Below are 19,681 nucleotides of genomic sequence, written 5' to 3'. Positions count from 1 at the left end.
CTTTCAGTTCATGGCCGAGGGCCAGTCGAACCCCTTCAGCGCGACATAGCTGCCAGCCGTGGTCAGATGATCATTGTCGAAAGCGAGCAATTCGCCATCGGCATAGCCTTTGCACAGCGCATCATCGCCGTTGCCGCAAAACCGCGTCAGCGGATCATACAGCGTCACATTGGCGTGCCGCGCGGCCAGCCCTTCCAGCATTTTCTCCACCGGCTTGTGAAATTCGCGCTGCTGGCCCGTGGTCGTGGCGCAGGCAATGCCCGGCTCTTCCCCGTTCCAGGCGGCCCGCGCGGCACACGATTTCACCTGATGGCTGTAGCGCGGCGGTTCGGCGATGATCGTGACCGAAACGCCCTTGTCCTGCATCGCCAGCACCAGCCGCTCAAGGCTCTGCTCCATCTGCGCCATCGTATTGTCGAAAGTGCGCTGCGGTTTCGCATCCGAAAGATAGAACCGCGCCGTCGGGGGCGGTGCGATCTCGCCGGGGATCTGGATCGCATAGAGGTTGGACCAGCGGCCCGCGATGATCAGGTGTTTAAGCTCGGGCATGGATTCGAGACTGTCGGCGGCAAAGTCGCTGAAAGCCTTGCAGCGCTCGTCGACGCGGCCAAGGCCAAAGGTCGGCGTCACGCCCGAAATCGGGGTGCAGCCCGTCGCCATCAGCATCAGCGGCATGGCATCGTCGCTGCCATCACCGGCCGCGCGGTAATGCGCCATCATCTCATTCGCATATTGCCGCGCGAAACTGTCTCCCCATACCGCGACGCTCGCCTGCCGCTCGGCAGGAGTGGAAAAGCAGCTTTGGGCCAGATCCGCAGGCATATTGCTATCAACCATGCAGCCGACATCGACATTCACCACGTCAAGCTGCTGCGCATCGATCCGCGCCACCTGTTCGGGCACGCGCGACGGGAAGCCGTCCGACAGCATGATGGTGGTGCCCAGCGCGCCGATCGCCACCAGCACCGCTGCGCCGCGCGCCAATAAAGGCCAGTCCGCACCGCCGCGCTGGTGCTTCGATCCGGGCGGGCGGCGGAACGGCTTTTCGATAAAGCGCAGCGAAGCCCATGCCAGCAGGACCGACAGGGCGCTCAGCGCCAGCCCCTCACCCACCGACATATGCGCGCCCTTGGCCAGCGTGAAGAGCGAGAAGATCGGCCAGTGCCACAGGTAAAGCGAGTAGGAGATCAGCCCGATCCACACCATCGGCTTCAGCGCCAGCAGGCGCCCGCCGATCGATCGGTCAGGTCCGCCAAGATGAATGAGCAGCGCCGAGCCGATGCAGGCCGGTGCCGCCGAGATGCCGGGAAAGCGCGAAGCCTCCGTCAGCGTGAACAGCGACCATGCGATCAACCCCAGCGCCAGCACCGAAAGCCCCTGCGCCATGGCAGGCGATTTCACCTGCGGAACCTTGCCCGTTGCCAGCAGCGCGCCCATCATCAGCTCCCACGCGCGCAGCGGCGCCATGTAGAAGGCGGTCTTCGCCGAATAGCCCAGCATCACCTCGGTTGCGATCAGCGTCGCGACGATGCCCAGCACCATCAGCTGCGGCAAAAAACGGTCGAGCCTGAGCTTGTAGATCGCCCAGATCGCGACCGGCCAGACGATGTAGAACTGCTCCTCGACCGAGAGGGACCAGGTGTGAAGCAACGGATTGGTGAGGTTTTCGGCCGCGAAGTAGCTTTGCGCGGCCCAGAAATGAATGTTCGAATAGAACAACGCGGTGCTCAGCGTGCTGGCCCCCAGCGCGTCGAACTCGCTGGGCAGCATGATGAACGCGCCTGCCAGCAGCGTCGCCAGCGCCACCACGGTCAGCGCGGGCAGGATGCGGCGAATGCGCCTTTCGTAAAAGCGCGCGATGGAAAAGATCCCGCGTTCGTTATCCGACAAAAGCCCCATGGTGATGAGATAGCCCGAGATCACGAAGAAGATGTCGACCCCGACGAACCCGCCCGAAGGCCCCAGCCCTGCGTGGAACAGGACGACGGGCACCACGGCAATGGTTCTCAATCCGTCGATATCGGGGCGGTATTTCGATTGCATGGCATTCCTTGGGGGAAGGAACGGGGGGTTCCGTGTATTGGATCGCGGCAAAGCCCTGCGACAGGCCGACAATTGTCCGCGACGAAGCGACTTGGCTTCCCAATAAGAACCCTGCAGACGGGCGCAAGCATCGGGCGGGCAAATTGCCCCTGATTTCCCGGCCTTGCCCGAATTTGCCGACCGCCCCGCCGGTTCCTAGACCCATTGGATGCGGCCCGATGTGGGACATGCCGAAAGGGTGCGAAATACGGCGGTCAATTGCGGCACGGTATTATTTTACCTCTCCGCTGACCCCCGGATTTGCTTGACTTGGGGCCGCAAAACGGCAAAAGCGCGCCCACTTCGTGCCGGGCGGCGAATCGCGTAAGCGCTTCATGCCAGCACGGTGCACTGACAATTCAACCCAAAAGGAACTGAAAGCCATGAAGGCGCTCAGCACCCAGACCCGGTCGATCAAGCCGTCCGAGGTCGAGAAAAAATGGCATATCATTGATGCCGAAGGCCTGGTGGTCGGTCGTCTGGCCGTTGCCATCGCCAATATCCTGCGCGGCAAGACCAAGCCGAGCTACACCCCGCACGTCGATTGCGGCGATCACGTCATCGTGATCAACGCCGACAAGGTGAAGTTCACCGGCAACAAGACGCAGGACAAGCGTTATTACAAGCACACCGGCTATGCCGGCGGCATCAAGGAAACCAGCCCCGCCAAGGTGCTGGAAGGCCGTTTCCCGGAACGCGTCCTTGAAAAGGCTGTCGAGCGCATGATTCCGCGCGGACCCCTGGGCCGTCAGCAGATGAAGGCCCTGCACCTTTATGCCGGCACCGAGCATCCGCACGAAGGGCAGAAGCCCGAGATGATCGACATCGCCGCCCGCAATCGCAAGAACAAGGTTAGCGCATAATGTCCGAGAACGACGTCAAGGATCTGTCGGACCTCAAGGATCTGACCGAAGGCGCAGAGCTGGCCGAAGGTGGTGAGGAAATCACCCCCGCGGCTCCGACCATGCCGCTGCGTGACAAGGAAGTGGACCAGTACGGCCGCGCCTATGCCACCGGCCGCCGCAAGGACGCGGTCGCCCGCGTCTGGCTGAAGCCCGGCACCGGCAAGATCACCGTCAACGGCCGCGACCAGGAAGTGTATTTCGCACGTCCGACGCTGCGCCTGGTGATCAACCAGCCCTTCCAGGTCACCGACCGCGAAGGCCAGTACGACATCGTCGCCACCGTCAAGGGTGGTGGTCTGTCGGGCCAGGCCGGCGCTGTGAAGCACGGTATCTCGCAGGCCCTCGCTCGTTTCGAGCCCGCCCTGCGCAGCGCCGTGAAGGCAGAAGGCTTCCTGACCCGCGACAGCCGCGTTGTGGAACGTAAGAAGTTCGGCCGTGCCAAGGCACGTCGTAGCTTCCAGTTCTCGAAGCGCTGATCCGGGGCGCAAAGCCTTACCGGCATACGCCAAAGGAAAGGGCGGCACCCGCAAGGGGCCGCCCTTTTTCTTTTGGTTCGACGTGGGATCGTCTTTTTAGCGCAAGCTGCCCCGGCGATCCCATTTTGCTTTTGCCCAATGCCAGACGAATGGCAGAGCAAAAAACACGGGCAATGAAAGCAGCAACCCAATCCAGCCAAACCGGATTAGGATAACCAGTGTGAGCCCCACTTCGATCATACCGCGAAAGAAGTGTTTGAGTCTCACTCCGGCTTCTTGAACCGCAGTGCGAAGCGGTCCGTCTTGCCCTCGATCGACGGATCGAAAGGCCCGATGTCATGCGGATCGCCCGGATTGGCGAGATGGTCGCTTTCGGCATCGAGCGTAAAGCCTGCCGCTTCCACTTCTTCCTTCACTGCAGCCGGATCGATGCGGTGGATCGTGTCGGTCGCGCTGGTGCCGGTGCCCGGGGCCGAATGATCCTCCACGAAATAGAGGCCGCCCGGTTTCAGCGCGTCGAACATGACGGCGTTGATCGCGGCGACATCCGACCCGTTGTGGAGGTCGTGATAGTTCTCCGTCGTCCAGATCAGATCGGCGGGTGCTTCGGGCTTGAAATCCACGAGTTCGGTAATCACGCCGGTCACATTGGGATAGCGTTCCTGCAGCGCCTCGAAGCTCTCGGCATTGCTGCCATATTTCAGGCTGCCGGGGCTGGTGACCATGATGACCTTGCCGGTCTCGCCCACGGTCTCTGCCAGAATGCGAGTGTAATAGCCGCCGCCGGGCATCAGTTCGATCACCGTGTCGCCGGGCTTCACCCCGGCGAAGGCGACGGTGATGGCCGGCTTCCTGTCCTCGTCACGCTCCTTGTCGCCGGCGGGGCGGCCTTCGCTGGCGACGGCCAGCGTGATGGCCTGATCCGCGCTGATCGCTTCATCCGCTGCCGGGCTGGCCTCTGCGGTCTGATCGGGCTTAGCCGAAGAGCAGGCGGCAAGCGCCGTTCCGGCAAGAAGGCTGGCGGTGAGAATTCGCGTGATCTGGTTCATCGAGAAACGGTCCCCTCATGGATCGGATTGACCCTTTATAGGGGCGAGGAACTGACATGCGTCAATGGGGCACCGCGAATTGGCCCATGCTTCAATGAACCGGCGGGTCCTTTTCGGGGACGCGCCCGACGGGAGCGACCGGCTCTTCGGGCTCGCGCGGGGGCGTAGCATCCTCGGGCACTTCATCGATCTGCATATCGGGGGTGGAGACATGCTCCAGATTGCGGACGACGACCTCGAGCACCTCGCCGTCCCAGTGCAGCTCGTTGAAACTGGGCGGGGTTGAGCGCAGGCGCTGAGATAGCGTACCGGCGCCGATCATGCGGATCGGACCGTTCGGGGTCTGCGCCGTCATGTCGAACGCGTCATGCACATGGCCCGACAGCACGGCGAGCACGTCGCGCTTTGCCAGCTGCGCCAGCGCATTGTCGCCGCCGCGGGTCAGAGCCTTGCCGCGCGTACCCGCTTCCACCAGCGGATGGTGGCAGGCGACCAGCACCTTTACGCCTGCCGGCACCTTGTCGATCGCGGCCAGGGTCTTTTCCAGCTGGTGATCGGTGACGAAACCATAACTCCAGGGCCAGCGCGGCTGCGCGCGCGGCGCTGTGTTCAGGGAGACGATGGCTAGCCCTGGCAGGTCCAGCTCGGCCTCGACCTTTTCCTTCATCCCGCAGAACCGCTTGTAAGGGTCGGTGAACCGTTCGAACAGGTTGAAATAGGGCATGTCGTGATTGCCCACTTCGACCGTCACCGGCGCATCCAAGGAATTGATCCAGCGGGTCGCGGCATCGAATTCGCGGTGCCGGGCGCGCATCGTCAGATCGCCGGTAATCGCTACCGCATCAGGTTTTCTCTGCGCGATCTCGTCCTTCACCCAGGCAATCGCCTTTTCATCGACCAGCCCGAAATGAATATCGGACAGGTGAAAGATGAGCGACCGGGGGCGCATGTCCTGCTCGGCCATGGGTTCAGCCCCTTGCCGTTGCGATCAGGTCGACGCCGCAGGTCGCGGTTTCGAACCGGGCGGTCGCGCTGATCTCGGCGGCCTCCCCATCAATCAGCAGAGCGAGTGCGCCGCCTTCGGCGCTTTCCAGTGTCATGGCTTCGAAATTCCCCAGATCGTCATGCGGGCCTTCGCGAAAATTGCGGCGCATGATGGCAAGGCCCTGCTTCATGAAATCGCCGACATTATCGGCATGATAGGCCTTTAGTGAGAAGTGGCCGTCCGCCCCACCGACGTCATTGAGGCCTTCGGGCGTGAACATCAGCAGCGGATAGCCATCAGGCGATCCGGCAGGCGGCTCGACGCAGCGGACCATTTCGCCGGCGGTAGATTTCTCGACGGCGGCAATCGTCTCTCCGACAAAGCCGGGAATGTCGATGTCGCGCATGGCTTCGCGCACATCGCCCCAAGCGGTTGCCGGGCCGACCAGCAGTCCGGCCAGCGCCGTCCCCGCTTCGCAGCGCACGATGGCGGGCCGTACCCGGCGCGTGGCGCCACGTGATACATCGTCAACAATCTGGCTGCTCGTTTTCTCGCCATGCAGCCGGATCGAAAGCAGGTTCATCGTCCCGCCCGGCAGCACCAGCACCGCGCCGCGCCAGCCTTCCAGCGCCGTGATCAGCGCATTGATAGTGCCATCGCCTGCGAAGACCGCGACAATGCCGATGCCCGCCTCGTCCAGTTCGGCGGGCGTGGGCAGATCTTCGCGCGGGAAAGCGATGCGACGCGTCAGGCACAGGCCGCGCTCCTCGCATTGCGATTTGAGCGCCTTTAAGGCTTCCTCGTCATTGCTGCCGCTGGCGGGGTTGGCCACCAGCCAGATATTCGCGGTGTCGGTCATGCTTTCTATATCGCCGCTAAGGCCCCTTGGGTTCCCGCTGCCGTTCAGACGCGGCGCGTGATGATCAGCCATGCGGCCAGCGCATTGGCGGCGGTATAGCAAATATAGGCGAGCTGCACGCCTGAAGCCCCCTGCGGCGTGGCGGCATTATGAGACAGCAGCATGGCCGCAGTCAGCAGCAGGAATTCCACGATCAGGCCAAAGCGCCCACCCAGCAGGTGCACGAACCACGGCATCTGGCCCAGCAGCGGATGCCGGCTTTCCAGCACCGCCTTGTGCATGGCGAAATTGCCGATGCCGAGCAGGAAGAGGATGAAGAGACCCACTGCCGGAGGTCTAGCCGGGGCACTGACCGCTGGGAACCCCGCAGATGATTCGCTTTGTGAATCTTGTTTGACACAGGTTTCGTGCGAAACTTGATGTCGTTCGACCGGCTTTGAATGCCGTTCGCAGACCCCGATGGCCGCTGGCAGAGCGTTTCGGCCCCTTGGCAGAGGGTTTGCTGCACGCGCCCCGCCCTCCTTCTAGACAGAATGCAAGGCAGACGGGTCGGCACCCAAGACAACCGCCCCCTGCATCGGATTTGAAAGGAGAGAGACATGAAGACCCTGATCGCCATTGCCGCCCTTCCCGTTCTGGCCATGACCGCCCCGCAGGCCGCCTTTGCCGGGGAAGCCTCCACCGCTCGCGTCGCGATCCATGATCTCGACCTTACCAGCGAGGCCGGACAGGCCGAGATGGAAAAGCGCGTCCGCAAGGCCGCCTATGCGGTTTGCAAATACGAGGATGACGGCCAGCTGCGCGAAGCAAACGCCCATTTCAGCTGCGTCCGCACTGCACTGAAGAAGAGCGAGGGCCAGATGGCCACGCTGGTCGCCAACGCCCGCTTCGGCGGCTGACCGATAAGGTTTCGGCGGCTTATCCCGAGCCGCCGCCTATCGATGGCCGGTCCGGTCGCAGTCCCCCGGATCGGCCATCCAATCTCCGCCCGTTTCCGTTTCAGAGGGCGGTCATAAAAGCATCTGTTTCCTATGGGCCGGCAGCAATGCCGGCCTATTTGTTTGGTTCATGGATTCCAGAAAAAAGTGCCGCAACGGTTCATGGCGCGCATCAGCGCCCAGCCATCGCCTTGACCGATTTCAGGTAGGTTCGCCCGATGCGCAGCGGCTCTGCCTCACCCAGCTCGACAGACCAGACGCCCAGCCCATCGTGCTTCAGCCCCGTGATCGTGTCGCGCCGCAAAATGTGGGAGCGATGGACGCGGATGAACCTGGCGGGGTCGAGGCGCTTTTCCAAAGAGCTGATCGTTTCGAGCAGCAGGTGGCTGCCGCCCGGCACATGCAGGCGCACATAGTCGCGCTCGGCATCAATGCGGCTCACCTCATCCGCGCCGACACGCAGCAGTTCGGAGCGGTGCGGGACCCAGAATTCGGAGATATACTTGTCTTCAGCGGGCTGCCCCCCGGCATTGGCACCGCCGCCATTACTCGCGCCGCGCCGCGCCAGTGCCCGGTCGATGGCGCGCTCCAGCCGGTCGGGTGCGACGGGCTTCAGCACGTAATCGACCGCGTCGAGATCGAATGCCTCGACCGCGAAACTGTCATGCGCGGTGACGAAGACCACGGCGGGACGCTCCGCCGGATCGGGCACGATATCGGCGATATTGCGCGCGACGGCCAGACCGTCGGCCTCGGGCATGGTCATGTCCAATAGCAGCAATTCGGGCTTCAACGCCTCGATCATGCGCAGCGCCGCGGCGCCGTCGCCTGCGGTTCCCACGATCCGCAGCGCCGGTATGCGCGAGCAGATCACCTGCATGCGTTCCACCGCCAGCGGCTCGTCGTCGACGATCAACGTCGCGAGCTGTTCCCCCTCGCTCATGCGCTACCCTTCCCGCGAATTCCTGACCAGGGGCATGCGGATGACGGTGCGCCATCCATGCCCTGTATCCCCGCTCACCAGCGAGACATCCTTGCCGAAGCGAGTCTCCAGCCGCGATCTTACATTGGCAATGCCGATCCCGCATCCATCGCGGTCGTCGCTCTCGCGCTTTTTCTCCGGCCCGCCGGGGCCATTATCGGCGATCGTGATGACCAGCCGCCCATATTCCTCCAGCGCGGAGATGAAGATGGTGACGGGGCGATTGACCGGCGCCACCGCATATTTGACCGAATTCTCGATCAGCGGCTGCAGGATCATGCCCGGAATGCGGGCATTTTCCAGATCCTTGGGCACTTCGATCACGGTGCGCAGGCGGTCGGGGAAACGCACGGATTCGATCTGCAGGTAAAGCCGCTGCATCTCGATCTCTTCGGCCAGCGGAATATCGCCGACGGGGTCGCCGGTAAGCGAGCGGCGATAAAAGGTGCTGATCGTCTGGATCATCGCCTCGGCCTGCTCCGCCCTGCCCACCATCACCAGCGCCGAAAGCGAATTCAGCGTGTTGAACAGGAAATGCGGATTGACCTGATAGCGCAGCGATTTCAGCTCCGCCGCCTTGGCCGCGCGGCGATATTCGCCCTCGCGCCGTTCGGCGACGCGGGCGTGTTCGGCCTGCGTCATCGCGAAATAAAGCGCGGCCCATGCCAGCAGCAGGAAATACCGGCCCAGCGCGATGTCGGTCAGCTGCACCCACAGCATGTTGCGCTGCATCTGCTGGTCGATGACGATCGGCTCGCCTTCATCCAGCACATCGCCCGATTCCGCATCCGTTTCCGCCCGCGCCGCCTCACGCTGCTTGGCCTCGTCCAGCGCTTTCAGCACGCTGGGCGGCAAGGCGGGATCAAGGTCTTCCTTACGCGGGACCTGCGGCACGTCGACAAGGATATTGCCGCTGTCGTCGCGTCGCACGCGCACGCCCTGTTCCTCGGTGATGCGATTGACCGCGCGCTGTTCGACATCGCGGAAAACCTCGATGTTGATGACCCCCATCAGCAAAGACGCGGGCAGCGCCGCGACAAATGCCACCGCGAATCGAATCCACAAGCGGCGATTGTCGAACCCGCGCAGCAGCAGCCAAAGCAGCACCGTCACCGCCATGCTGGCGATGATGACGACCACGCGGCGGGCCATCATCTCTTCCTGGAAATCGAAGCCGATCAGATAGCTGCGCAGCGTGGCGAGCAGGAAATAGCAGACCCAGAACGCGACCATCGAAATGAGCACGCTGCGCAAAGGTACGCGCGGCTCGGCGCGGTCCGTCATCTCAAGGTCGTCTTCGTCCATGCCCCAGCAATAATGGGGCGGACGGCGCGATGCCAATAGCGGTGAAGACGCCGGTCGATAAGGATCGGCGCTTGGTCGATCAGGGGGGTGCGGGGGCGCGAAAATTGCGCCCCCTTATAAGGAATTCAGGTCCGGTCGGCCCATCGGCCGGCCAATCACCCCGTGGGCAGCAGCCCTTCCTTTGCGATCTTGTCGCGCCACACCAGCGGAGCCAGAGTGTGCACATTGTTGCCTTCGGAATCGACCGCCACGGTGACGGGCATGTCTTCCACCCGGAATTCGTAGATCGCCTCCATGCCAAGGTCTTCGAACGCGAGAACCTTCGCATCCTTGATCGCGCGGGCGACAAGATAGGCCGCGCCGCCGACCGCCATAAGATAGGCGACCTTGTGCTTGGCGATGACCTCGGTCGCGCCCTGCCCGCGCTCGGCCTTGCCGATCATGGCAAGCAGACCAAGGTCGAGCATGGTGTCGGTGAACTTGTCCATGCGCGTTGCAGTGGTGGGGCCAGCCGGGCCGACGACTTCGCCAACGACCGGATCGACCGGGCCGACGTAATAGATCGCGCGGTTCCTGAAATCGACGGGCAGCTCCTCGCCGTTCGCCAGCATGTCCTGAATGCGCTTATGCGCAGCGTCGCGGCCGGTGAGCATGCTGCCCGAGAGCAGCAGGCGGTCGCCGTTCTTCCAGCCCTGCACGATTTCGGGGGTGAGATTGTCGAGGTCGACCTTGATCGCTTCCTTCGACGGCTTCCAGTCGACCTTGGGCCATGCGTCCAGATCCGGCGTCGGCAGATAGGCCGGGCCGCTACCGTCGAGCGTAAGATGCGCGTGGCGCGTCGCGGCGCAATTGGGGATCATCGCGACCGGCTTGTTCGCGGCATGGCACGGCCAGTCGTAGATCTTAACATCAAGCACGGTCGCCAGACCGCCAAGGCCCTGCGCGCCCACGCCCATCGCATTGACCTTGTCGAAAATCTCGATCCGCAGCTTTTCCAGATCGTTCTGCGGCCCGCGCTCTTTCAGCTGGCCCATGTCGATCGGGTCCATCAGGCTCTTCTTGGCAAGCTTGACGCAATGCTCGGCGGTGCCGCCGATGCCGATGCCCAGCATGCCAGGCGGGCACCAGCCGGCGCCCATCTGCGGGATCATTTCCAGCACCCAGTCGACGATATTGTCGCTGGGGTTCATCATCTTGAACTTGGACTTCGCTTCGCTGCCGCCGCCCTTGGCCGCGACATCGATCACGACCGTGTCGCCCGGCACCATTTCCACGTCCAGCACGCAAGGCGTGTTGTCGCGGGTGTTGCGGCGGGTAAAGGCGGGGTCCGCCAGCACCGAGGCGCGCAGCTTGTTCTCGGGATTGGTGTAGCCGCGGCGTACGCCCTCGTCGACGACCTCCTGCAGCGACTTGTCGGAATTGAGCCGGCAGTTCTGGCCCCATTTCAGAAAGACATTGACGATGCCGGTGTCCTGGCAGATCGGGCGATGACCTTCGGCGCACATGCGCGAATTGGTCAGGATCTGCGCGATGGCATCCTTGGCCGCCGGGTTCATCTCGGCCTCATAGGCCTCGCCCAGCGCCTTGATGTAGTCCATCGGGTGATAGAAGCTGATATATTGCAGTGCATCGGCGATGCTCTCGACCAGATGCTCTTCCTCGATCACCACCATCTCTGCCATGTGCCACTCGTCCTTGCTGGAAGTCTTCGGTTTCGTGGGCGCAATAGGCGCATGGACCTCCGTTGCCAAGGTGCGACCACCCCGCCACCGGCTGCACGGGGTCGATCCCTTCGCCCCCGCAGCATGAAACGCGGTCGCCCATGCCGATCGGCCCCTTGGCGAAGGGGCCGCGATGCACTAGAGCAGCGCCGAAGGCGCAGGTCGGGCCAGCCCCATCCGGCCCCGGCCTTTCGCCAAACCCCTTCCCTGCCCGCCCCATGGGCCCGTTCCGCGTGAGAGTAGCTATCATGGCCAGCGCCCCGATTTCCCAGCCCGAAAACGCCGCCGAGCTTGCCCCGGCCTTTGCGCCCGCGCGCAAGGCGATGATCGACAGCCAGCTGCGCCCCAGCGGCATCACCGATGCGCAGGTGCTGGCCGCGATGGCGACCACCCCGCGCGAACATTACGTTGCCGCAGGGCAGCAGGATGTCGCCTATATGGACCGTTCGCTCCCGCTGGGCGAAGGCCGCGCGATCTCTTCGCCCTACGCGCAGGCGGTGCTGCTGCAGACCGCGCGTCCCGAAGAAACCGACAAGGCGCTGCTGATCGGCGGCGCGACCGGCTATCTCGCCGCTCTGCTTGGCCCGATGGTCGGCAGCCTCGATGTTGTCGAAAGCGATGCACGCCTTGCCGGCACGCCCGGCAGCAAGGTCGGCGACTGGCACGATGGCGCGCTGACCGCGGGCTGGAAAAAGGCCGGACCCTATGACCTCATCGTCATCGACGGCGCGATCGAGGAACTGCCCAAGGCGATCGCCAGCCAGCTGGCGCCCGAAGGCCGCCTTGTCACCGGCATCGTCGAGCGCGGCGTCACCCGTCTCGCGCTCGGCCGCAAGAGCGGCGATGGCGTGGCCCTGCAACCGCTGGCCGAAACCGGCATGCCGGTCCTTTCCGATTTCGCAAAACCCAAAAGCTGGTCCTTCTGATGCATGAGGGGGGAAAGGACAGGTCGCAGTCGATGAAGAACGCTGGGCACCGAATCGCCCGCGTCGCCATGCTCGGCTGCGCCGCGCTGGGCGCCTTTGCCACCCCGGCACAGGCCGACACGCTGCGCGAGGCGCTGGCCAGCGCCTATAACACCAATCCCACCCTGCAATCGGCCCGCGCCACCCTGCGCGCGACCGATGAAAACGTGCCGATCGAGAAATCGGCGGGTCTCCCCGGCATTGATGCCAGCGGCCAGTATACCGAGCAGCTGAAGCGCAGCGAAAACTCGTTGACCGCGCCGAAACGTTTTCTGTCGAGCAATGTCGAATTGTCGGTCCCGGTCTATGCCGGCGGCGCGATCCGCAATTCGGTCAAGGCCGCGAAACAGCGCGTGCAGGCCGGGCGCGCCGATCTGCGCGCGACCGAATCGGCGATCTTCAGCCAGGTCGTGGCAGCATACATGGACGTGATCCGCGACGAATCCGTTGTCCGGCTGAACCTGCAGAATGTCGAAGCGCTTGGCGTCAACCTGCAGGCGACCAGCGACCGGTTCGAAATCGGCGACCTGACCCGCACCGATGTCGCGCAATCCGAATCGCGCCTTGCCGTCGCGCGCGGCGACCTAGTGACGGCGCAATCGAACCTCATTTCCAGCCGCGAACGCTATGTGCAGCTGGTCGGCGATGCACCGGTCGCTCTCGAACCTCCGCCGCCGCTGCCGGGCTTGCCCGCCAGCCCGCAAGATGCAGTGAATATCGCGCTCGACAACAATCCCGACCTGATCGCCGCGCGCGAAAGGACGGAGGCATCGCGCCACGATATCGAGGTGGCCGGTTCGGCCCGCCTGCCCCGCGTATCGGTGTTCACCGGCGGCACCTATACCAATTATTTCGGATCGCTGGGCGCCGGCATCGTCGGCGGCGATTTCTCGCAAAGCGACACCACAGCGACCGCTGGCCTGCGTTTCTCTATCCCGCTGTATCAGGGCGGCTACGCCTCGGCGCTGGAACGTCAGGCGCAGGCGCGCGCGGCATCGACGATAGAGACCGAGATCGCGGTCGAGCGCGACGTGATCGCGCAGGTCCGTTCCGCCTATACCGCTTGGGAAGCGGCGAACCAGGTGATCGAGGCGACGACCACGGCGGTATCCGCCGCGCGCCTCAGCCTTGAGGGCGTGCGGGCCGAGAACACGGTCGGCAATCGCACCATTCTCGACATCCTCAATGCCGAGCAGGAGCAGCTCTCGGCCGAAGTGCAGCTCGTCGCGGCGCGGCGCAATGCCTATGTCGCGGGTTTCGCGCTGCTGGCGGCGATGGGCATGGCAGAGGCCGATGACCTCAATCTCGACGTCGGCGGGCCGCTTTACGATCCGGCCGCGCACTACAATGCGGTCAAAGGCCAGCTGAACGATTGGAAATTCGAGCCGGATCCTGTGGCCCAATCGACGCGCACCGTTGACACGCCCGCACAGGACGCGACAATCCCCGAAGAGTAATCGGGGAGCACCTCATGGCGCACAAAGACGGCGAAGCATCGGTCGAGGACATTCTGCGCTCGATCAAACAGGTAATTTCGCGCGAGGATGGCCCGCGTGCGCCGACCCCGCGTGGGGAGGATGGCGCGCCGGGATCGGAACGCCCTGGCGGCTTTTCGCCCACACCCTACAGCTTCACTCGCCATTCGCCCTTTGGATCGCGCGTTCCCGACGTGACCTCGTCCTTTGTCGAGGACAAGGAGCCTAAGGAAGAGGCCGAAGCCGAGGGCCGTACCGACGTCTTTGATCTGAAGAGCCTCGACAGCGATGCGCTGGAGCTGGACGAAAGCGATGTCGAGCCCGGCGCGGAGCAGGACAGCGCATCGGAGCCTGACGAGGTTCGCATGATCGTGCCGCCCGTCCTGCCGCCGCTTGCCGAGGACGAAGGGGCAGAGCCTGCGCCTGCCGCGAACCCCTATGGTTCGGCGTTCTCGGGCGAAGACGAGGCTGTATCCGAGACTGAGGATGGGGCGGTCCCTCTCGCCGCTGCGGAGCCGGTTGAGGACGAGGACACGACCCCGTCGATCACCCTTGAGCCGCCCTATGGGGCCGAGCCCCTGCCCGAAGCTGAACCGGTCGCCGCCCTGCCGGAAGCTGAAGCGGAACCCGAACCGGTGACCGAAGTCGAGGCGGAGCCCGTAGATCTCAGCGAGGCCGAGCCGTTGGCGGCCACGCCGGGCGCTGAAGACGAGGTGGAAGAAGAGAATGCGGGTACGCCGGCAGCCGATGACAGCGAATCGCTGATCGCCGGCGCCGCTGCGGCCACTCTGCGCGACAGCTTTGCCGCATTGCAGTCGGTTGCTTCCACGCCTGAGCCGAGCAAGCCCGCTGGAACCGCCAATCCGCTGGAGGACATGGTGCGCGAGATGATGCGTCCCATGCTCAAGCAATGGCTCGATGACAACATGCCCGGCATGGTCGAAAAGATCGTAGAGCGCGAGATTGCCCGAATCACCGGACGCCTCTGATCCCCACGGTGCAAATGCGGCGGGCGATCGGCCCGCGCCCGTGCGTCAGCCGATTTCGCTACCCGAAGCGCAAGCGGAACTCTCCGCTCTGGGCGGCGGCGATGCGTTCCGGCGCCATATCTTCCTTTGCGCCGACCAGACGAAGCCAAAGTGCTGTCCGCTTTCGACCGGGATCGAGAGCTGGGACTACCTGAAAAAGCGCCTTGCCGAACTGGGGCTGGACCGGGATGGCGGCATCATGCGGACCAAGGCGAACTGCCTGCGCGTCTGCGCGGCGGGGCCGCTGGCCGTCGTCTATCCCGAAGGGGTCTGGTACTGGGGCTGCCGCCCGCCGGTGCTGGAGCGCATTATCCAGGAACATCTGATCGGCGGCGTGCCTGTCGAGGAATATCGCCTCTATCCCGAGGCCTGACCGCGCGGCATCACCAGATATCCTTGGCCTCGTCGCCCATGCGGTCATCAATGGCCTCGTCATGGCCGGTTCCGTTCGACAGGAAAACCAGCCCCATCAGCGCCGCGGTCAGCATCATCATCACGCCGATGCCAAGGCCCCAGGCGATGAAGAAATGGATCGAGACGAAGCCGTTCTCGAAATAAAGCCAGCCAAGCACGGCGGTCACGGTCAGCGCGGTGACCAGCCCCATGCCCTTCATCAGCCGCTTGTAGCGGCCCCACGCGAATGCGGCATTTTGCGGATCATCAAGGGGGGAGCGGCCTGCCATGCCCCATAGATGGCGATTGCATGCGGCGCTGGCAAGCGGGCGCGAAGAGTGGCATGATGCCTTTGCCGGATCGCCCTGAGGAGAGGCGGGCCTTTGAATTCCGCTCCAAGAAGGCGCGATCCCCAAGAGGAGGGGAAGGATAGCCTATGAGCATTGCCGCCATCATCGAAACCCGTGACGAGGGTATCGTCACCTGCAGGCCGGACCATTCGGTGGCCGAGGCCATCACCCTGCTGACCGGAAGGCGCATCGGCGCCATGCCCGTCGTCGATGAAACCGGCGCAGTGGAGGGGGTGTTTTCCGAACGCGACGTGATCCGCTGCCTTCAGACGATGGGTGCAGACGCGCTGAACGCACCTGTCAGCGATGCGATGACCTCCCCCGCCGTAACCGTGGGGCCGGAGATGAGCGAGCTGGAAGCACTGGCGCTGATGACGCGGCGGCGCATCCGTCACCTGCCGGTGGTGGACAATGGGCGGCTCGTCGATTTCGTGTCCATCGGCGACCTCGTGAAGGCCCGGATCGACACGATCGAGGCCGAAGCGAACGCCATGCGGGCCTATATCCGCAGCGCCTGATTCATTCTGCGCGGTCTGATGGCTTGCTGCGGGCCGCGCAGGCTCCTATCTCGTCACTATGGAACAGCCCGAGATCCAGCTTTCCGACGCCGCTGCCAAGCGCGTCGGCACCATCGCCGCCAAGCAGGGCAAGCCTGCGATCCTGCGCCTTTCGGTCGAAGGGGGCGGCTGTTCGGGCTTTCAGTACAAGTTCGGCCTGGCCGAAGACATCGATGACGATGACACAAAGGCCGAGAATGACGGCGTGACCCTGGTCGTCGACGCCGTCAGCCTCGACCTCGTGCGGGGATGCGTGGTCGATTATGTCGAATCGCTGGGCGGCGCGGCGTTCCGCGTCGAAAACCCCAATGCAGCTGCCGGTTGCGGCTGCGGCTCCAGCTTCGCTGTCTGATCAACCGCACATGAAAATCGCCAGCTTCAACATCAACGGGGTGAAGGCGCGCCTTCCCCGTCTGCTCGAATGGCTGGAGGAGACCCAGCCCGATGTCGCCTGCCTGCAGGAGATCAAGTCGAGCGACGAGACCTTCCCGGCGCACGAATTCGAAAAGGTCGGCTACACTCCGATCTGGCACGGGCAGAAAGGGTTCAACGGCGTCGCCATCCTGTCAAAGGGTGATGAGCCCGCAACCGAAGTGCTGCGCGGCCTGCCCGGCGACGACGAGGATACGCATTCGCGCTATCTGGAGGCCGATTACAAGGGCGTGAGGGTCGTCTGCATCTACCTCCCCAACGGCAATCCGCTGCCGGGCCCCAAATTCGATTACAAGCTGAAGTGGATGGAGCGTCTGCGCATCCGCATGGCGCAGCTACGCGCCGAAGAAATTCCGACCGTCGTGATCGGCGATTACAATGTCATCCCCGAGGACAAGGACGTGTGGTCGGTCAAGGCGATGGCCAGCGACGCCCTCATGCAGCCCGAATCGCGCGATGCCTATTTCCGCCTCCTAGGCGATGGCTGGACCGACGCGCTGGACCTGCATCACCCACGCGGCGGGATCTGGACGTTCTGGGATTATCAGGCGGGCGCATGGCAGCGCGATCATGGATTTCGGATCGACCATGCCCTGCTCTCGCCCGAACTGGCCGACAGGCTGGTCGCATCGGGCGTCGACAAATTCGCGCGAGGCCGGGAAAAGGCCAGCGATCACGCGCCGATCTGGATCGAACTCACCGACTGACAGGCCGCGCAAGGCCTATGGAAAGCAAAAAAGGGCTGCCGGTGGGTGACCGGCAGCCCTATTCATATCCGCTGCTGAAACAGCGCTAGAGCCAGGGCTCAGCGATAGAAGATGTGATTATCGATCTGCGCGAGGCGGGTCATCTTCTTGCTCCAGCGCGGATTGACGTAATTCGCGTGGAAATAGAGCGCGCCCTCGGCTTCGCTCGACCATTCGTCCTTGTCGGCGATCATCGCCAGCTTCTTGGCGCGCTGCCAGGCGCGGCTCGCCTTGTTGATGCGGGGCATGGCGCCGCCGCGGACAAAGGAGAACTGGTGACGCTGATAGACCACGCCGCAATAGGACGACGGGAATTTCGGCGAAGCGGCACGCGCCACGACAACGCGGGCAACCGCCAGCTGGCCGTCGAGCGGCTCACCCTTGGATTCGTGATAGATCGCGCCTGCAAGGCAGGTCAGCTCTTTATCGAGCGAATCGGGAACCGGAAGGCCGGCCAGAAAGTCTTTGAGGTTGGAAGCGGCGATCATGTTCGCCTTCTTATCCTCGGTGGTCGGCGTTTCGGGAACGGCCTGCACCACGGGATTGGAAACGAAGCGCGGGCCCGTGGCCTGTGCATCTTCGCTGGACGCATCGGCGGCGTCCACGGCTTCCGTGACGGGCATTTCGCTGGCGACGATGGCGACTTCGCCCATCTCTGCCTTTGCGCGGGTGCCCTCGATCCCGAATAGGGTGATCCCCAGCATTGCGACCAGCGTAAGCGCGCTGGCGCCTCGTACCTTACGGCTCATGAACTGTTCGTACTATGCGGTGAACGCGCCTGTCGCACGATCGTCCGGATGAAAGCCCGTCCTTTGGGCCCCTTGAACTCATCCGGAAACAAGACCCGTGCCGGTCGTTCCCCGTCTGCGCGCTTGCCTCACGATGCCGATCTGCATCGCCGGGCTGCCTACGCCGTTTCAGCGCCGCCCATCTGGCTTTGTGGCGACAATGTGTCAACCCATGGGTGTTGGTTAACAGATGAAGCGTTCCGGCTGTGCGATTTCGATCTCTATTATCCAGCAATCGGGGTCTTGTTCGCCCCGTCTTGCGATATATTCCGAAAATTCGCGTTCTTTTTCAGGGGGTTCTTCGCGTGATTTGGTCCATACACGATTGCCGTCGAGATCGGGCATTCTTTCGTAGAGACATGATATTGCGTTAAGATCACGGGTTGCGATCAATATCGTGCCCGCATCGCGCTCTCCCCTTTGCAGAACGGTCGCGAAACCGCCTGCCAATTGCACGGCGCGCATGATGCCCGATGTTTCAAGATGGGCGGGCAGGCGCGAATCCATGCCTTATTCCTGTCTCGATTCGGGAATCGACCCCTCTGCGCTATAGCCCGGAAGCGACGAAAGTTTGATCTGCGAGCGCATGAAAGTGCCGGTTCCGCGGCCCACTTCCTCGCCCTCTTCATCGACGAGTCGCGATTCGGCGACCAGCACGCGGCGGCGGCCCGAGACCCATTTGCCCTCGGCCCGGATCCGGCCACCGCGGATCGGGCGCAGGAATTGGAGGTTGAAGGCGGTGGTCAGAAGGAAGCGATCGCTGACCAGCGTATTGGCCGCGTAAAAGGCCGCATCGTCGAGCATCTTGAAATAGACGGTGCCATGCGCGGCGCCGCCGGCGTGGAACACGCTTTCATCGATGTCGAATGCGATTTGCGCTTCGCCCTCTCCGGCAATGGAGAGGGATGAGCGAAATTTTAGGTTGATCGGTGCCGAGGCATAGAGCCGCTCCAGCGCGCGCCAGTGCAGCGCCGCGCCGGTTGGCCCGGACCCCGCCTCAGGCTGCGTCACGCTCCGACACGCCTGCCAGCAGGGCATAGACAGCCTCGTCGCCGGGGGCGTCGAGCAGACGGTCGCGCATGCGGTCGTCGCGCATGGTGCGGCTGATCGCGGCCAGCGCGTGCAGGTGCATCGCGCCCGACTTTTCAGGGGAGAGAAGGCCGAATACCAGCTCTACCGGCATGCCGTCGGCGCTTTCGAATTCCACCGCCTGCGAGAGGCGCAGGAAGACGCAAACCGGCTGTGCCAGCTGTTCGACGCGCGCATGCGGGATAGCGGTGCCCCGACCAAAACCGGTGCTGCCCAGCTTCTCGCGCTCTTCCAGTGCTTCCAGCACGGTGGCGCGGTCGAGGTCATAGACCTTCGCGAAGCGGTCGGCGAGTTCGGCAAGAACATCGTCCTTCGTCGTCGCGCTGCATGTACCCACGGCGGCGGGGTCGAGAATGAAAAGCGAAGTCATCGTAATTTTCTGTCTTTCCGGGTCCGTTTGATTCGGACTCTTCGCACTCCTTCGGCTCCCTGTTCCAGCAGGAACCGTACCGACGCACCATGCGACGGCTACGATGAAGCGCGGCAATCGCCTCCCCTTGCATCGCCATGTTACAATGCCTTGAATAAAGGCATCGACCGGCATCGCTCGCGTGAA

General features: G+C 63.6%; 23 protein-coding genes. 10 read left to right on the top strand and 13 right to left on the bottom strand.

Annotation, left to right across the window (positions count from 1 at the left end):
• Positions 1-3: 3 nt before the first annotated feature.
• On the bottom strand, positions 4-2,043 hold the full coding sequence (locus A9D13_RS11145; RefSeq protein ID WP_066773487.1) for an acyltransferase family protein: 2,040 nt from the start codon (positions 2,041-2,043) through the stop codon (positions 4-6).
• 422 nt (positions 2,044-2,465) lie between these two features.
• Here A9D13_RS11145 and rplM point away from each other — a divergent pair, with 422 nt between their 5' ends.
• Positions 2,466-2,945: a 50S ribosomal protein L13 gene (gene rplM, locus A9D13_RS11140; RefSeq protein ID WP_066773483.1), complete on the top strand. Its 480-nt coding sequence runs from the start codon at positions 2,466-2,468 to the stop codon at positions 2,943-2,945.
• On the top strand, positions 2,945-3,463 hold the full coding sequence (rpsI, locus tag A9D13_RS11135; protein ID WP_082922290.1) for a 30S ribosomal protein S9: 519 nt from the start codon (positions 2,945-2,947) through the stop codon (positions 3,461-3,463). Before rplM ends, rpsI begins: the two co-directional genes overlap by 1 nt.
• Before the next feature lie 263 nt (positions 3,464-3,726).
• Here the strand turns inward: rpsI and A9D13_RS11130 are convergent, their stop codons facing one another.
• From A9D13_RS11130 to A9D13_RS11115, 4 genes are all read right to left on the bottom strand, one after another.
• Positions 3,727-4,512 carry a class I SAM-dependent methyltransferase gene (locus A9D13_RS11130; RefSeq protein ID WP_066773481.1) on the bottom strand — a complete coding sequence of 262 codons (786 nt, stop codon included), beginning with the start codon at positions 4,510-4,512 and terminating at the stop codon, positions 3,727-3,729.
• 91 nt (positions 4,513-4,603) lie between these two features.
• Entirely contained in the window at positions 4,604-5,476 is an 873-nt protein-coding gene (locus A9D13_RS11125) for a metallophosphoesterase family protein (protein ID WP_229665238.1), read from the bottom strand.
• Between the two features lie 4 nt (positions 5,477-5,480).
• Positions 5,481-6,356, bottom strand: coding sequence for a diacylglycerol kinase family protein (locus tag A9D13_RS11120; RefSeq protein ID WP_066773480.1), 876 nt, complete (start codon positions 6,354-6,356; stop codon positions 5,481-5,483).
• Positions 6,357-6,400: 44 nt separating this feature from the next.
• Positions 6,401-6,682 (bottom strand): hypothetical protein, encoded by a 282-nt coding sequence (locus A9D13_RS11115; RefSeq protein WP_082922355.1) that lies wholly within the window; start codon positions 6,680-6,682, stop codon positions 6,401-6,403.
• Positions 6,683-6,955: 273 nt separating this feature from the next.
• On the opposite strand from A9D13_RS11115, the gene A9D13_RS11110 reads away from it, so the two are divergent.
• Positions 6,956-7,255, top strand: coding sequence for a UrcA family protein (locus A9D13_RS11110; RefSeq protein ID WP_066773478.1), 300 nt, complete (start codon positions 6,956-6,958; stop codon positions 7,253-7,255).
• Between the two features lie 211 nt (positions 7,256-7,466).
• Here the strand turns inward: A9D13_RS11110 and A9D13_RS11105 are convergent, their stop codons facing one another.
• The 3 genes from A9D13_RS11105 to A9D13_RS11095 all read right to left on the bottom strand — a co-directional run bounded on the left by A9D13_RS11105 (position 7,467) and on the right by A9D13_RS11095 (position 11,263).
• The gene (locus A9D13_RS11105) at positions 7,467-8,237 is read right to left on the bottom strand and encodes a LytR/AlgR family response regulator transcription factor (protein WP_066773468.1); all 771 of its coding nucleotides are present in this window, start codon (positions 8,235-8,237) and stop codon (positions 7,467-7,469) included.
• 3 nt (positions 8,238-8,240) lie between these two features.
• Positions 8,241-9,581, bottom strand: coding sequence for a sensor histidine kinase (locus A9D13_RS11100; RefSeq protein ID WP_229665236.1), 1,341 nt, complete (start codon positions 9,579-9,581; stop codon positions 8,241-8,243).
• Between the two features lie 155 nt (positions 9,582-9,736).
• Positions 9,737-11,263 (bottom strand): fumarate hydratase, encoded by a 1,527-nt coding sequence (locus tag A9D13_RS11095; protein WP_373288734.1) that lies wholly within the window; start codon positions 11,261-11,263, stop codon positions 9,737-9,739.
• 287 nt (positions 11,264-11,550) lie between these two features.
• On the opposite strand from A9D13_RS11095, the gene A9D13_RS11090 reads away from it, so the two are divergent.
• The 4 genes from A9D13_RS11090 to A9D13_RS11075 are packed head-to-tail and all read left to right on the top strand — an operon-like array spanning position 11,551 to position 15,143.
• Positions 11,551-12,228: a protein-L-isoaspartate O-methyltransferase family protein gene (locus A9D13_RS11090; RefSeq protein ID WP_229665235.1), complete on the top strand. Its 678-nt coding sequence runs from the start codon at positions 11,551-11,553 to the stop codon at positions 12,226-12,228.
• A gap of 32 nt (positions 12,229-12,260) precedes the next feature.
• Positions 12,261-13,724, top strand: a complete 1,464-nt coding sequence (locus A9D13_RS11085) for a TolC family outer membrane protein (RefSeq protein WP_082922354.1) — start codon at positions 12,261-12,263, stop codon at positions 13,722-13,724.
• A gap of 14 nt (positions 13,725-13,738) precedes the next feature.
• Positions 13,739-14,731: a DUF2497 domain-containing protein gene (locus A9D13_RS20835; RefSeq protein ID WP_066773466.1), complete on the top strand. Its 993-nt coding sequence runs from the start codon at positions 13,739-13,741 to the stop codon at positions 14,729-14,731.
• A gap of 52 nt (positions 14,732-14,783) precedes the next feature.
• A complete protein-coding gene (locus tag A9D13_RS11075; protein WP_066774046.1) occupies positions 14,784-15,143 on the top strand; it encodes a (2Fe-2S) ferredoxin domain-containing protein in 360 nt (119 codons plus the stop codon).
• 10 nt (positions 15,144-15,153) lie between these two features.
• Here the strand turns inward: A9D13_RS11075 and A9D13_RS11070 are convergent, their stop codons facing one another.
• Positions 15,154-15,453, bottom strand: a complete 300-nt coding sequence (locus A9D13_RS11070) for a hypothetical protein (protein WP_066773463.1) — start codon at positions 15,451-15,453, stop codon at positions 15,154-15,156.
• Positions 15,454-15,599: 146 nt separating this feature from the next.
• On the opposite strand from A9D13_RS11070, the gene A9D13_RS11065 reads away from it, so the two are divergent.
• Genes A9D13_RS11065 through xth form a run of 3 tightly spaced genes read left to right on the top strand, consistent with a single transcriptional unit; the run spans position 15,600 to position 17,209 of the window.
• A complete protein-coding gene (locus tag A9D13_RS11065; protein WP_066773461.1) occupies positions 15,600-16,031 on the top strand; it encodes a CBS domain-containing protein in 432 nt (143 codons plus the stop codon).
• Positions 16,032-16,089: 58 nt separating this feature from the next.
• Positions 16,090-16,422, top strand: a complete 333-nt coding sequence (gene erpA / locus A9D13_RS11060; protein WP_066773458.1) for an iron-sulfur cluster insertion protein ErpA — start codon at positions 16,090-16,092, stop codon at positions 16,420-16,422.
• A gap of 10 nt (positions 16,423-16,432) precedes the next feature.
• Entirely contained in the window at positions 16,433-17,209 is a 777-nt protein-coding gene (gene xth / locus A9D13_RS11055; protein WP_066773455.1) for an exodeoxyribonuclease III, read from the top strand.
• A 98-nt stretch (positions 17,210-17,307) separates the two neighbouring features.
• On the opposite strand, the gene A9D13_RS11050 is transcribed toward xth, so the two are convergent.
• The 4 genes from A9D13_RS11050 to A9D13_RS11035 all read right to left on the bottom strand — a co-directional run bounded on the left by A9D13_RS11050 (position 17,308) and on the right by A9D13_RS11035 (position 19,495).
• Complete coding sequence (locus tag A9D13_RS11050) at positions 17,308-17,997, bottom strand: cell wall hydrolase (protein WP_066773452.1); 690 nt, start codon at positions 17,995-17,997, stop codon at positions 17,308-17,310.
• A 222-nt stretch (positions 17,998-18,219) separates the two neighbouring features.
• Positions 18,220-18,543 carry a DUF1491 family protein gene (locus tag A9D13_RS11045; RefSeq protein ID WP_066773450.1) on the bottom strand — a complete coding sequence of 108 codons (324 nt, stop codon included), beginning with the start codon at positions 18,541-18,543 and terminating at the stop codon, positions 18,220-18,222.
• Positions 18,544-18,546: 3 nt separating this feature from the next.
• On the bottom strand, positions 18,547-19,074 hold the full coding sequence (locus A9D13_RS11040) for a PaaI family thioesterase (RefSeq protein ID WP_082922288.1): 528 nt from the start codon (positions 19,072-19,074) through the stop codon (positions 18,547-18,549).
• Entirely contained in the window at positions 19,034-19,495 is a 462-nt protein-coding gene (locus A9D13_RS11035; protein WP_066773446.1) for a PTS sugar transporter subunit IIA, read from the bottom strand. Before A9D13_RS11035 ends, A9D13_RS11040 begins: the two co-directional genes overlap by 41 nt.
• Positions 19,496-19,681 lie beyond the last annotated feature (186 nt).

This window comes from Croceicoccus mobilis, assembly GCF_001661965.1.
GTDB classification, from domain to species: Bacteria; Pseudomonadota; Alphaproteobacteria; order Sphingomonadales; family Sphingomonadaceae; genus Croceicoccus; species Croceicoccus mobilis.
Note: the sequence above shows the minus strand (reverse complement) of the source record. Positions and strands in the feature narration are given on the sequence as shown.

What these genes read in the sequence shown, in the direction of transcription:
- A9D13_RS11120 (WP_066773480.1), bottom strand. Translation starts at nt 6,356, where the DNA reads ATGACCGACACCGCGAATATCTGGCTGGTGGCCAACCCCGCCAGCGGC.
- A9D13_RS11065 (WP_066773461.1), top strand. Translation starts at nt 15,600, where the DNA reads ATGAGCATTGCCGCCATCATCGAAACCCGTGACGAGGGTATCGTCACC.
- A9D13_RS11070 (WP_066773463.1), bottom strand. Translation starts at nt 15,453, where the DNA reads ATGGCAGGCCGCTCCCCCCTTGATGATCCGCAAAATGCCGCATTCGCG.
- A9D13_RS11040 (WP_082922288.1), bottom strand. Translation starts at nt 19,074, where the DNA reads ATGCCCTGCTGGCAGGCGTGTCGGAGCGTGACGCAGCCTGAGGCGGGG.
- rplM (WP_066773483.1), top strand. Translation starts at nt 2,466, where the DNA reads ATGAAGGCGCTCAGCACCCAGACCCGGTCGATCAAGCCGTCCGAGGTC.
- A9D13_RS11125 (WP_229665238.1), bottom strand. Translation starts at nt 5,476, where the DNA reads ATGGCCGAGCAGGACATGCGCCCCCGGTCGCTCATCTTTCACCTGTCC.
- rpsI (WP_082922290.1), top strand. Translation starts at nt 2,945, where the DNA reads ATGTCCGAGAACGACGTCAAGGATCTGTCGGACCTCAAGGATCTGACC.
- A9D13_RS11145 (WP_066773487.1), bottom strand. Translation starts at nt 2,043, where the DNA reads ATGCAATCGAAATACCGCCCCGATATCGACGGATTGAGAACCATTGCC.
- A9D13_RS11050 (WP_066773452.1), bottom strand. Translation starts at nt 17,997, where the DNA reads ATGAGCCGTAAGGTACGAGGCGCCAGCGCGCTTACGCTGGTCGCAATG.
- A9D13_RS11110 (WP_066773478.1), top strand. Translation starts at nt 6,956, where the DNA reads ATGAAGACCCTGATCGCCATTGCCGCCCTTCCCGTTCTGGCCATGACC.
- A9D13_RS11130 (WP_066773481.1), bottom strand. Translation starts at nt 4,512, where the DNA reads ATGAACCAGATCACGCGAATTCTCACCGCCAGCCTTCTTGCCGGAACG.
- A9D13_RS11085 (WP_082922354.1), top strand. Translation starts at nt 12,261, where the DNA reads ATGAAGAACGCTGGGCACCGAATCGCCCGCGTCGCCATGCTCGGCTGC.
- A9D13_RS11100 (WP_229665236.1), bottom strand. Translation starts at nt 9,581, where the DNA reads ATGGACGAAGACGACCTTGAGATGACGGACCGCGCCGAGCCGCGCGTA.
- A9D13_RS11045 (WP_066773450.1), bottom strand. Translation starts at nt 18,543, where the DNA reads ATGGATTCGCGCCTGCCCGCCCATCTTGAAACATCGGGCATCATGCGC.
- xth (WP_066773455.1), top strand. Translation starts at nt 16,433, where the DNA reads ATGAAAATCGCCAGCTTCAACATCAACGGGGTGAAGGCGCGCCTTCCC.
- A9D13_RS11095 (WP_373288734.1), bottom strand. Translation starts at nt 11,263, where the DNA reads ATGGCAGAGATGGTGGTGATCGAGGAAGAGCATCTGGTCGAGAGCATC.
- A9D13_RS11105 (WP_066773468.1), bottom strand. Translation starts at nt 8,237, where the DNA reads ATGAGCGAGGGGGAACAGCTCGCGACGTTGATCGTCGACGACGAGCCG.
- A9D13_RS11090 (WP_229665235.1), top strand. Translation starts at nt 11,551, where the DNA reads ATGGCCAGCGCCCCGATTTCCCAGCCCGAAAACGCCGCCGAGCTTGCC.
- A9D13_RS11035 (WP_066773446.1), bottom strand. Translation starts at nt 19,495, where the DNA reads ATGACTTCGCTTTTCATTCTCGACCCCGCCGCCGTGGGTACATGCAGC.
- A9D13_RS20835 (WP_066773466.1), top strand. Translation starts at nt 13,739, where the DNA reads ATGGCGCACAAAGACGGCGAAGCATCGGTCGAGGACATTCTGCGCTCG.
- erpA (WP_066773458.1), top strand. Translation starts at nt 16,090, where the DNA reads ATGGAACAGCCCGAGATCCAGCTTTCCGACGCCGCTGCCAAGCGCGTC.